The organism is Seonamhaeicola maritimus, from assembly GCF_008056315.1.
GTDB classification, from domain to species: Bacteria; Bacteroidota; Bacteroidia; order Flavobacteriales; family Flavobacteriaceae; genus Seonamhaeicola; species Seonamhaeicola maritimus.
The window spans coordinates 1577011-1590331 of the sequence record NZ_VRKQ01000008.1; the positions used below are offsets into that span (position 1 = coordinate 1577011).

At 34.8% G+C, this 13321-nt stretch carries 8 protein-coding genes; all 8 read left to right on the forward strand.

Features of this window, described 5'->3' with window-relative positions; all coding sequences use genetic code 11:
• The first annotated feature begins 9 nt into the window (after positions 1-9).
• Positions 10-3051: a SusC/RagA family TonB-linked outer membrane protein gene (locus FUA22_RS06575; RefSeq protein ID WP_241664769.1), complete on the forward strand. Its 3042-nt coding sequence runs from the start codon at positions 10-12 to the stop codon at positions 3049-3051.
• An 11-nt stretch (positions 3052-3062) separates the two neighbouring features.
• Positions 3063-4646 carry a RagB/SusD family nutrient uptake outer membrane protein gene (locus tag FUA22_RS06580; protein ID WP_147767101.1) on the forward strand — a complete coding sequence of 528 codons (1584 nt, stop codon included), beginning with the start codon at positions 3063-3065 and terminating at the stop codon, positions 4644-4646.
• 155 nt (positions 4647-4801) lie between these two features.
• A complete protein-coding gene (locus FUA22_RS06585) occupies positions 4802-6193 on the forward strand; it encodes a cellulase family glycosylhydrolase (RefSeq protein ID WP_241664770.1) in 1392 nt (463 codons plus the stop codon).
• Positions 6194-6217: 24 nt separating this feature from the next.
• Positions 6218-8389 carry a beta-xylosidase gene (locus tag FUA22_RS06590; protein WP_147767102.1) on the forward strand — a complete coding sequence of 724 codons (2172 nt, stop codon included), beginning with the start codon at positions 6218-6220 and terminating at the stop codon, positions 8387-8389.
• Between the two features lie 295 nt (positions 8390-8684).
• A complete protein-coding gene (locus FUA22_RS06595; protein ID WP_147767103.1) occupies positions 8685-9530 on the forward strand; it encodes a T9SS type A sorting domain-containing protein in 846 nt (281 codons plus the stop codon).
• A gap of 118 nt (positions 9531-9648) precedes the next feature.
• The gene (gene rhaM, locus FUA22_RS06600; RefSeq protein ID WP_147767104.1) at positions 9649-9963 is read left to right on the forward strand and encodes an L-rhamnose mutarotase; all 315 of its coding nucleotides are present in this window, start codon (positions 9649-9651) and stop codon (positions 9961-9963) included.
• A 122-nt stretch (positions 9964-10085) separates the two neighbouring features.
• A complete protein-coding gene (locus tag FUA22_RS06605; RefSeq protein ID WP_147767105.1) occupies positions 10086-12278 on the forward strand; it encodes a BNR-4 repeat-containing protein in 2193 nt (730 codons plus the stop codon).
• Position 12279: 1 nt separating this feature from the next.
• Entirely contained in the window at positions 12280-12975 is a 696-nt protein-coding gene (locus tag FUA22_RS06610) for a fibronectin type III domain-containing protein (protein ID WP_147767106.1), read from the forward strand.
• The last annotated feature ends 346 nt before the right edge of the window (positions 12976-13321 follow it).

Below are 13321 nucleotides of genomic sequence, written 5' to 3' on the forward strand. Positions count from 1 at the left end.
CTAAAATTTATGAAATTAAAAACTACAATGAAAGAGGTTGCCAGAGTTAGGCAAACTCTTGTGGGCGCAGTTATGATTTTGTTTTGTATGGCAATGTCAAGTGCTCAAACGGTAAAGGGAACCGTGACCGCAGATGGTCAACCGCTTCCTGGAGCGACCGTGATCATTAAAGGAACAACAACAGGTACAAGTACAGATTTTGATGGTAACTATACCATTAATGCTGATGCTTCTAGTACACTTGTTTTTTCTTACGTGGGTTATTCATCACAAGAAGTAGTGGTAGGTAGCCAAACAACAATTAATATTGAACTTTTAGCTGACAACAAACTAGATGAAGTAGTTGTTATTGGTTATGGTACACAAAGAAAATCTGATTTAACAGGATCTGTTTCTTCTGTAAGTGCAGAAGATTTAACTGCATTGCCTGTACCAAGAGTAGATCAGGCATTACAGGGTAGGGCTTCTGGTGTGCAGGTTACGCAGGTGAATGGTGCTCCTGGTGCTGGAACTGTAATCCGTGTTCGTGGTGGTAATTCCATTACTGGTAGTAATGAGCCTCTTTGGGTAATTGATGGTATTGTAGTGGGAACCAATTTTAACCTAAATAACTTAAACAGTAATGATGTTCAATCTATTGAAATCCTAAAAGATGCCTCCTCTATTGCTATTTATGGTTCCAGAGGAGCAAATGGAGTCGTGCTAGTAACTACCAAAAGTGGTAGAGGTGCTGGTTCAGGGAAACCTGAGGTAAGTGTAAATTTGTACACAAGTTCACAATTTTTACCAGAATTACCAGACAGACTTAATAAGTTAGAGCAGATTGAATTCACAAATGAAAGTGCTAACTTTAGATCTGCAGCAGAACCTTTCCCAGGTGATCCTTCTCAATATCCTGATAACGATTGGGTTGATTTAGTGTTAGGGCCGGCACCAATTTATAATGCCGATGTCTCTATCCAAGGAGCTACAGATAAGGTTAATTACTATACTTCTTTAAATTACTTTAACCAAGAAGGTATTATAAAAAGTTCAGGTCTTGAGAAGTATATCTTTAGAACGAACTTAGATGTTAATTTAAGTGATAAATTAAAAACTGGATTTAGAGTAAACTATTCTAGATTGGAGCAGGATAATGCATTGGCTAGTTTTAGTGGAGCGGCATTTGGTACTCTTAGAACACAACCCGTTTATAATGATGACGGTTCTTATAACGGATTTAATGATGTGGTGGGGTCGCCATTTTCTAATCCATTAGCTAATAGAGAGTTAAATACTAATGAAACATTTACTAATAACTTATTAGCAACAGTTTACTTAGAATATAGCCCTGCACCAAATTGGGTTATCCGTTCAACATTTAGTCCAGAATTTAATAATACTAAACAGAACAGATTTAATTCTAGCCAATCTCCTGCATTATTGTCTATAGGCGATACTGGACAAGGAAGTGCTAGTGTTCGTACTACTGCAACTTCAGGTTGGAACAATGAAAACACTATTCAGTATAGTTCTGATTTTGGTGAAGATCATAGTGTTACAGCCCTTGCAGGTGCTTCTTTTCAGAAAGTATCAACAGAAATAGCAATGGCAGAAGCATTTGGTATTACAAGTGATGCTACCGGGTTTAATAATCTAGGTAATTCAGACCCTACTAGAGCTGTAGTGTCAAGTGACTTCTCTGGATTTCAAATCGCATCTTTTTTCGGAAGAATAAATTATTCATATAAAGATAAATATCTATTGACTTTAGTAGGTAGAACTGATGGTAGTTCGCGTTTTGCACCAGGTAATAAGTATGAGTTCTATCCGTCCATAGCAGGTGCATGGAAAATTACCGAAGAATCATTTATGCAAGATCAGGATATTTTCCAAGATTTAAAATTAAGAGCAAGTTGGGGAAGATCAGGTAACCAAGCTATTGGACCTTACAGAACCTTTGGTTTATTAACAGGAGCTAATACAACGCTTAATGGTGCAGAAGTTCCGGGAGTAACTTTAGGTAGACCTTCAAACCCTAATTTAAAGTGGGAAACAACAAATTCTTTTGATATTGCCTTAGAAGCATCATTGTTTGGAGGTAAAGTATTTACAGAGTTTAACTACTACAGAAAGACAACTGAAGATTTACTATTGGATGTAACCATTCCTAGACAAACAGGTTTTAACAGTCAATTACAAAATATAGGATCGTTAAGAAATACAGGATGGGAACTTTTAATTAATTCTACCAACATAAGTACTTCAGATTTTAATTGGAATTCTACAGTAACATTATCATCAAATGATAACGAAATCTTAGATCTTGGAGGTGTAGATTTTATAGATATCGTAGTTGATCCAATTATCGGCTCTGGTAACACGCGTTTAATTGTAGGAGAATCGGTTCCTTCATATACAGGGGTTAGATACTTAGGAACATGGAAAAGCCAAGCAGAGATAGATGCTTCTGGTAGAACAGACCCGCAGGTTGTAGGTGGTTCACATTTTGAAGATTTAAATGGAGACGGTATTGCTTCGTTAGAAGATGCCGTAGTTTTAGGTAGTCCATTTCCTGATTTAATATTTGGTATAGAAAATAATTTATCTTACAAGAATTGGGACTTTTCATTCTACTTACAAGGAACGCAGGGTAATGAAGTATATAATTTATCGATGAGAAATCACTATTTCAACCGTGGTGAAACTGTGAAATTTGGAGATTTACGTAACCGTTGGACCGTAGATAATCCAACGTCTGATATTCCTAGAGCAGGTGCAGATTCGGTAACAAATACATTACCAAACTCAGAGTATGTTGAAGATGGGTCGCATATTCGCCTTAAAAACGTAAGATTAGCCTATAATTTTCCTGTGGATAAAATGGGATTAAATGGTGTTAAAAATGCTACCGTATATTTAACAGGAACTAATTTATGGTTGTCTTCTAAGACAAGGTTAATTGATCCAGAAGCAAGTAACTTTGGTCGTAGTAATATAGCGCAAGGGTACCTTAGTGCTCAGTACCCTAACCCAAGAGTTATAACACTTGGTCTTAACGTAACTTTTTAAAAAAAAATAATATGAAAACAAAAAATATAATTTTATACATCTTTGCAATTTTCACATGTTTTGGATGTGAGAGTTTTTTAGAGGAAGATCCAAAGGCGCTTATATCGCCTGAATCGTTCTTTGCTTCAGAAAATGATGCAAGACAAGCGGTTCAAGGTATGTATGCCATATTGAAGAATAACTCATTGTATGGTCAGGTAGGACTGGATCATTTTTATGATAACGGTTGTGATATCATAGAACCAAACCGTGCGGCAAATTTTGTGCAGCCAATTGGAAATTATACACTTAATGAAGCGATTGCAGATGTGTCCGTTCAAAAAATGAGTGTTTCAGATACATGGAAAGACCTTTATAGAATAATCTTGAATGCCAATGTAATCATTGACAGGGTAACTGGAAATGAGGCTATTGGTACTGAAGAGGTAAGAACTGATATTCTTGCTGATACTAGATTTATAAGAGGCTTATGCTACTGGCATATTACCAATCTTTGGGGTGATGCACCATATTATACTGAAGCTCTTACCCTAGAAGAAATTAGTTCATTAGGAAGAGCACCAGAGGCAACTATCATTGACGGTGTTTTAGCGGATTTACAATTTGCACAAGACAATTTACAGGATGCTTATACAGGAGATCAAAGTGGTAGAGCATCAAAATGGGCTGCAGCTATAGTAATGGCAAAAATTTATATGAAGCAGCAACAATGGCAAATGGGCTTAGATAAATGTTTGGAAATTATCAATCAATCACCTCATAGTTTGTTAGATTCTTATAATGAAGTATTTGATCAATTTAACGAGTATAATGCAGAGATTATTTGGTCTTTGGATTTTGCTAGAGACATTAATAGTCAATTTGACCCTGCATTCCCAGGAAGATCCTTTGCAGGTAATAATAACTGGCGTCCTAGTATGTTTAATCCGCGTTTAAGAGATGAGCCATTAAACACTGCTGAGAGAGGTGCTTTAGGAGATGCATTGGCTGCTCGCGGTGAAGCCTTTAACGGAACTGGACTTCAGGTGGCGTCTAAGGATTTTGCCGAGAAGTTCCCAACAAATGATTTAAGAAGAGAATTAAATATAGTTGATAACTATTTAGGGTTCGATTTGGTATTCCCATACATGGCCAAGTTTTGGAATTTAGAGTTAGACAGATCACCACGTTTTAATCACTCAGATAACAGAATGGTATTCCGTTTAGCAGATGTTCATTTAATGGCTGCAGAATGTGAAAATGAGCGTCCAGGTGGAAATCCAAACATGGCGTTCGAATATATTAGAAAGGTTAGGGAGCGTGCGTTTGCTACTGTTCCAGAGGCTGAAGCAATACTTGGTTTAAGTCAACAAGAATTTAGAGAGGCTATCTATGATGAACGTAAATGGGAGTTAGCTGCAGAAATGCATAGAAGATATGACTTAATTAGATGGGGTATCTTATTAGATGTAGTTCAAAATTTAGAATTCCGTTTCTGGACTCCAAATGATAATATTAGACCTTATCATGTTAAATTACCTATTCCTCTACAGGAATTGATTAATAACCCTGCATTGTTAGAGTCAGATCCAACAAATAACGGATATAGACAATAGTAGTAGGCAATTTATATTTATGAATTGTTCAGTTTGTGTAAAGGCCGAAGAACTAAGTTCTTCGGCCTTTTTTTATGAAACAAAGCTCAATGCAGCACAGTACAGGACAAAAAGAATAAACTTGGATACTAATTTTGGATTTCAGACATATCTTCATGAAGTTTAAATTTATTCTTATAGCTTGTATATTAAGTTCGTTAAATGTTCTTTCCCAAATAAAGCACGGACTTAGAGATGAATTAGGCAGACATATAATACCAAGAGGCTTTGTGGTAAATACCAATGATGGTGGTGGAGAAGTGTTTTTTAATTCAGATGATTATGCACGTATGGTTAGAATGGGTGCTAATACTCAGGTAGTACGTTTAGAATTAGGAAAATTAAGTGATTTTTCAGGTGGCCAACTAGAACCAAAGTATCTATTAAAATTGGATTCATTGGTAGCTATGGGAAGAAATTCTGGTATAAAAACAGTTTTTAAAATGACTGTTTATGGGGTAGATGAATTTAAATGGGAAACCTTCTGGCAAAATAAAAAGAACGAGTATAATACTTATATAGATGCTTGGAAAGTAATATGGAATAGGTATGCAGAAGACCCATCTGTATTAGGCTACGATGTGGTAAATGAACCACGCAAATTAACTATGGACATTTCGTATTCCGATTTAACCAAGCAATACTTGATTCCGCTTTACCAAAAAATAATTTACGAAAGCCAAAAAATTAATTCAAACAAGAAGATATTATTTCAGTCTATTTTCATGAATAAAGGAGAGAAAATAGATAATAATCAATATGCCGAAATTACAGCACCGATAAATAGAGAAAACATCATTTTTGCGCCACATATTTACCAAGATAATATCGACTATATAAAACGTAATATGGATAGGTTCGATAAAGAATCAGATATGTTAAAAGCTCCCATATTAATTGGAGAGTGGGGTTTTCCAACTTTTGCAACTACAGATACGTTAATTGAAGGAAAGCTAGGGCAATTAAAATATAGGGAATTATATATTAGGACAGCCGAAGTTTTTGACCTCATGGGTGTAGGTTCCATCAAAGCTTGGTTTTTAGGAAACCGCACCATGCAACATTTTCTTTCAGGAGGCCCTTCAACATGGTCCATTTTTAGTGATAGTACAGATGCTGGTACCGTAGAAAGAAAATATATAACCGATGTGATTTCCAGACCTTTTCCTCAATCAATAGCAGGAGATATTCAGTCTTTTTTATTTAATCATGCCACCCGAACACTTAATTTAAATATTAAATCTGATAATAGTAAAGGACCCTCAAAAATATTTATTGGCGCTAACAGACATTATCCAGATGGTTTTTCAATCATTATAAATAAGGACTTTATCTTGTATTACAACCCTTTAAAAAATGTTGGTTTAGAAACATATAGGGCACCAATAGGCACAAATCCTTCAGATTATATTTGGGATGAAAAAAGCCAAAAACTAATCATTTTAAAATGGCCTTTTGATAAAGAAGAACTTAATCTGAAAATTGTTCCAGGGATTCGAAACTTTTAATTAATACAAACTAGAAAATAACCCATGAAAAAATTATTATTTATCAGCATTATTACATTCGCTTGTTTTTGCTGTAATTCAAAAGATGATAAGAAAGAAGTTAATCAAAAGGATTCTGAAATAGCTAAAAAAGTAGAGCAGCTTATAAGTGAAATGACGCTTGATGAAAAAATAGCTGAAATGACTCAGGATGCTCCTGCAAATGACAGACTGGGAATCCCATTTATGAAATATGGAGAAGCATTACATGGATTATGGCTTGTACTTGATTACTACGGTAATACAACAGTTTATCCGCAAGCGGTAGCCTGTGCATCAACTTGGGAACCAGAACTCATTAAAAAAATGGCGTCTCAAACTGCACTAGAAGCACGGGCTTTAGGTGTTACCCATTGTTACTCACCTAATTTAGATGTTTACGCAGGAGATGCGCGTTACGGTCGTGTTGAAGAATCGTATGGTGAAGACCCTTATTTAGTTTCGAGAATGGGCGTTGCATTTATTCAAGGTTTACAAGGTACAGGTGATGAGCAATTTGATGAAAATCATGTCATTGCAACAGCTAAACATTTTGTTGGATATCCAGAAAACCGACGTGGTATAAATGGTGGATTTAGTGATATGTCTGAACGTCGTTTACGTGAGGTTTACTTGCCATCGTTCGAGGCAGCAGTAAAGGAAGCACAGGTAGGTTCTGTAATGCCTGGTCATCAAGATTATAACGGAATTCCATGTCATATGAATACTTGGTTGTTAAAAGATATCTTAAGAGATGAGCTAGGTTTTGACGGTTTTATTGTATCTGATAATAATGATGTAGGGAGAATAGAAACGATGCATTTTATTTCTGAAACCAGAACTAAAGCGGCTATTTTAGGTTTAAAAGCAGGTGTTGATATGGACTTGGTAATTGGGAAGAACGTTGAATTAGCAACGTATCACGCTAACGTTTTGAAGGATACAGTAATGCAAGACCCTTCGTTGATGCCTTACATAGACAAAGCTACATCACGAATTTTAACCGCAAAATATAAACTAGGTTTATTTGATACAGAGCAAAAAGAAATTGATGAGGAAACAGTAAATGCAGGTCGTGAAGAACACCGTGAGTTTGCATTGGAAATTGCTGAAAAATCTACTATCATGCTTAAAAATGATAATAACCTCTTACCAATTGATTTATCAAAAATAAAATCATTAGCTGTCATTGGGCCTAATGCCCACGAAAAAAGACCTAAAAAAGGAACGTATAAACTATTGGGTGGGTATTCAGGATTACCACCATATTATGTTTCAATTCTAGATGGTTTAAAAAATAAAGTTGGCGATAAAGTAAAAATAAACTACGCTAAAGGTTGTGATATTAATAGTTTTTCAAAAGAAGGGTTTTCTGAGGCGGTTTCTGCTGCAAAAAAATCGGATGCTGTTGTTCTAGTTGTGGGTAGCTCTCATAAAACCTGTGGTGAAGGAGGAGACCGTTCTGATCTTGATTTGTATGGCGTACAAAATGAATTAGTAGAGGCCATTCACAAAACAGGAAAGCCTGTAATTGTTGTTCTAGTTAATGGTCGTCCGTTGAGCATAAACTACATCGCCGAAAATATACCGTCTGTACTTGAAACGTGGTATGGCGGCATGAGAGCAGGTGATGCTGTAGCAAATGTAATTTTTGGAGACGTAAACCCGGGAGGTAAACTAACAATGTCTTTTCCACGCTCTGTTGGACAAGTTCCTGTTACTTATTTGGAGCGTCCTGACTTTATTGGATCTGGAAAAGGAAAGTATCGATTTAGTGATAAGTCACCATTGTTTCCTTTTGGATACGGATTGAGTTATACAACTTTTAAAATAAGCGGACCTAAACTTAAAAATACTAGTATAGATATAAATGGAACCACAACAGTTTCAGTAGATGTTACAAATACAGGTGAAAGAGAAGGCGATGAAGTTGTACAATTGTATGTTCGTGATGATTTTGCTTCTGTAGGCAGGTATCTTAAAATGTTAAAAGGCTTTAAACGTATTACTCTGAAACCGGGAGAAACTAAGACGGTTAGTTTTGATTTAGGTTTTGAAGAGTTAAATGTATTAAATCAAGAGATGAAAAAGGTTGTGGAACCAGGCACTTTTACCATTTCTGTTGGAAATTCTTCTTTAGAAAAAGATCTACAAAAAGTAACTCTTGAGGTGAGATAAAAATTGGAATTTAGTTAGCTGAATGTTTAAAGAGAGGAGTTCAACTCCTCTCTTTTTTTTTGAAATATAATAGAAAAAAACATTTATAAAAGCATCCCTTTTTTATTGAAAAACACGTAAAAATTAGTTTAAAAAAAATCGATAATACCACATATTTAAAGAGTTTCCCGATGCTAAACAGTAAAGTGCAGCACACAGCAGGTAGGTACAGGATACAAAAAATAAGTATAGTGTGTAATTTTAAACATTATTAATCCAGTTGGTGTGAAACTAACAAACTAAAAGATAAACAATTATGAAAAAAATTACTTTAAAAATTTCTGCATTTTTATTACTAGTCATGTTTGGGTCTCAAGTAGATGCTCAACCTATATTATGGACTGAAAATGGTACATATAAAATAGGTGCAAGAGGTACTAATTTATTTATGACAATTAATGGTGGTACCGGTGCTTTAGAATGGCAAACAGAATTACCAGGCGATGATCCAACTCAAGTTTGGGCTATAGTGGACCATAGATCACCAGCTTCTACGGGATTGATGGAAATTACTTCACAAGCTGGCGGACTTGACTGGACCATGTGTATAGCTTCTGATGCAGGTTATCCAAATGTTACCATTACTGTTGAACAAAGACTTCCAAAAGTGGTTTCAGCAGGTGATTGGTCTGGTTTGGATCAGTTCCAAAGAAGAAAAGCTAAAGTAGATGCAAACGGGGATCCTGACTCTGGTGGATCAAATCCAGCAACTGGAAACAATGCATTGTTTATACAAGCACCAGCGGGTACTAATTCAAGATATGGTGTAATTCCAACTGCAGCAGGTGACCCTGTAGAATTCAATGGTGGAGGAATAGATGTGATTGATTACCACTTTATAGCTGCATTAAGCACAGAGGCTTTTGATGCTAGTTCAATTTTTATTGCTAACCCTGTTAAAAATGAATTGTCTGTTAAAGGTTTAACTTCAAACATTAGTCAAGTTGCAATTTATTCATTGTTAGGTCAAGAAGTTCTTTCTAGAAAATTAAATGGTGAATCTTCACTTAATTTAGATATTAGTGCTTTAACAAGTGGCATGTATATAGTAGATTTTAAAGGAGAAAATGGAAGCCTTACTAAAAAGATAGTAAAGCAATAGTATTTTATACTTTACAACACTTAATTAAAAAACATTCTATCCTTAATTTAGGGTAGAATGTTTTTTTTTCAATCTAAATACTCTAAAATTCAATTAAATAGAATACAAAAATAAAACTATGCAAAGACTAGCATTTAAAATGAAATTAAATGAAGGGGAAAAGGCTGCGTATAAAGAACGTCATAACCAATTATGGCCTGAATTGAGACAATTGCTTAAAGATAATGGGGTGAGTGAATACTCTATTTTTTTAGATGAAGAAACCAGCACATTATTTGCGTTTCAAAAGGTATCAGGTCAAGGTGGTTCTCAAGATTTAGCCAATAATGAAATTGTAAAAAAATGGTGGGATTTTATGGCAGATATTATGGAAACTAATCCAGACAATTCACCAGTTTCAATTCCTTTAGAAGAAGTGTTTTACATGCCTTAGAATTAGTGGGGGATTTCCTGTTTTTCAGCAGTACGGTGCAGGATGCATTATGCGTGTTTCAATAGTAATTTTATCCCGCTGATCTTTTTAAAAGGATAGAACAAAGAAAATTAAAAAGGAATATGAAAAAGAAATACATCACAGTGAATTTAATTCTCAGAAACCTGTTTCTAATGATTGTTTTGTGTTACTCTAATTTAATGAGTGCTCAAGTAGTTTTGGAAAATGAAGTTAAAATCACTGATTTAGGCTTGCATTTTGATGGAAGCAAGGTTGGTAGCACAGCTTCAAATACCGGTGATAGCGCTCCTTACGACTATTTTTTTGGCAGAAATATATCTGCACATGGCGATTGTATTAAAACTTATGGGAATTTTGTTTTTATGACATGGTATCGTGGGGGTAAGGCAGACCGTCATGTTATGTTAACACGTTACAATACGCTTACAGGTACAATGGCAACTATTGAGTTTCCGCATAGGCACACAGGGTATCAAAATCAATACTGGATTGGAGAATCTCATAATACCATAGCGATAGGTGTAAGTCCTTTAGATGGAACAATTCATTTGCTTTATGACATGCATGCTTACAGTGCTTCAAGACCTTCCAATGGAAGTCTAGCTAATGACTATTTTAGATATTCATATTCAGTGAAAGATGCAGCTTCGTTACCAGATGCTGATTTTACTTTAGACAAATTCGTTCAAAATGGTACTGGAGGTTATAAACATTTAAGAATGCCAGGTACTGCTGCTCAATCAGAATTTGTATCATTAACCTATCCAAGGTTTTTTCAAAATGATGGTGGGGAACTTTTTATGCTCATGCGTGAAGGTGGAAATAATAATGGTATGTATAAGTTTATAAGATACGATACCAATACAGGAGATTGGGGTAACTTCACAGATTTTAATAGGTTAAATGCAAGAAGCCAACCAGGAATTGATTATAATTGGGGACTTTACGGTGATATGAAATATGTAAATGGGAAGTTTCGTATTGGTTTTCAACGCAGGTCTCAAAACAATGATGATAAATATCTTTATCAAAATGGCGTGTACTACGCCTATTCAGATGATCAAACGGCCGCTACAGGTTGGAAGAATTACAAAGAAGAACCTTTTAGTCTTCCATTATGGGATGCGGATTTTATAAAGGTTATGGAACCTGGCGATTATGTGCAAACTACCCAGAAAGATAAAGTTTATATTGTTGGAGGATTTGATTGGACAGTTACTGAGAATGAAGATGTACACATCATAAGTCAAGTAAAAGATAATGAGTATAACGTTACTAAGAATTTACACACCTATAAACCAGCTGGTTCAACAGAATTTATTACGTCAGAAGATTTTGCAGGTGGGGCAGCACTATATACTTCAGGAAACAGTATATTTCTAATTGGGCTAACGAGTAGCAAGCGTATTTTTATAGAAAAGGCAGAAGGAGGAACCAATAACTTTACAAGGGTTTATGAAGCAACAAGTGGTAAAACTTTTGATCATGGTGTAGTGCATATAGAGAATGGTAAAGTTTACTATTATTTAATGGAGAAAAAAACAGGAAATGCACAGCCTCTTTATTTACAAATTATTGATTTAGATATTGTGCCGGTAGACCCTAAAGGGCCTAATAATTTTACAATTCAGGCTAAGGGAGAAACTTGTGAAGACATGAATAATGGTAAACTTATTATTAATGGTGCTGCTACCCATAATTATCTAGCAACTATTAATGGAGTTAATTATGATTTTAACAAAAACAAAACCATTGAAGGTTTAAGTCCTGGAACATATGATTTGTGTATTGACGTAGTTGGAGAAAATTTTAGTCATTGTTATGAAATAACCATAGAAGAAGCATTAACCTTAACAGGAAAAATTAGTGTGAGTAAGCAATCTGCACAAGTCTCTGTGGATTCTGGAGAAGCACCATATACGGTTGTTAAAAACGGACAAAAACTATTTGAAACCTATCAGTCAAACTTTTCTATTGCTGTGAATCACGGCGATAATATTCAGATTAGTAGTAAAGAAGCTTGCCAGGGTGAAATGTTAAAAACTATCAATTTACTTGAGAATGTCAAAGCGTATCCTAATCCTACAAGCGGTTTATTTGAATTATATATACCTAATAGCATTGAAACAATACATTTAGAAGTCTATAATATTCATTCTCAATTAATAGTTGATAAAACGTTCTCAGTACAAGCCGGAAAAGTGCAATTGAATTTAGAGGACAAACCAAAAGGTGTCTATTTTGTGAAAGTGAATTCAAAGAAACCAGTATTTGTAAAAGTAATAAAGAAATAGCATGAAAAAATCATATTTATATATAACACTATTTTTTGGACTGATTTTATCTTGTGGCGGAAGTGATAAAGACGAAATTATAGAGCCTGAAAATACGGCACCTACTGTACCGAGTATAGTATATCCATTAAACAATACACTTTGCGTTAATAATGAGGTAAAATTTGAATGGAATTCCTCTATAGATGCAGAAGGGAATAGAATAACTTATAAGATTGAGGTGTCTGAGAATAGTTCGTTCTCTCCATTGGCATATAGTGAAACGAGTTTTATTGATTCTAAAACCATAAGTTTAACCAAGGGTAAGGCTTATTATTGGCGTATAAAGGCAGTAGATAGTCAATATGCAGAAAGTGGCTATTCTTCCGTAAGTCATTTTTTAACAGAAGGAGAGGGTATTAGTAATCACATACCATTTGCTCCAAGTTTATTAGCACCTGCTTTAGATTCTGAAATAGCCGGAACAAGTACGACCTTAAGTTGGTCAGCATCAGACGTTGATAATGATCCTTTAACATTTGATGTGTATTTAGATACTAGTGCACAACCTACAACTAAAGTATCTGAGAACCAATCAGGAACTACTTTTGATGTTACAGGCTTAAGTCCCGCATCAACTTATTATTTTAAAGTAGTAGTTAAAGACGATAAAGGAGGAACAAGTATTGGGCAAGTTTGGAGTTTTGCTACAAAGTAGATATCTCTTAGGATTAATAAGTGGATATATTATATAAGTATTTTATAGTAAAATACATCTTTTAAAAGACAGAGCAGGATAGTTTTTTTCCATAAAAAAGCCATCTTGCTTATCTATTTTAAATAGGGTATATGAAAAAACACATAGTTTATTTTTTTAGTTGTTTTGTTCTGTTTAACTTTTCAGGAGACGACAGTAATAATGATGTGTTAGAAGAAAAGCAGTAACCGGAAGAACAAGGAAATATAGATACCTTATATCATTTGAGTTGGGGTGTATATTCAAATAGTAAAATGATAAAGAACTTAAGTAACACGGTCACAAATATTACTAGGGAATAGGAATT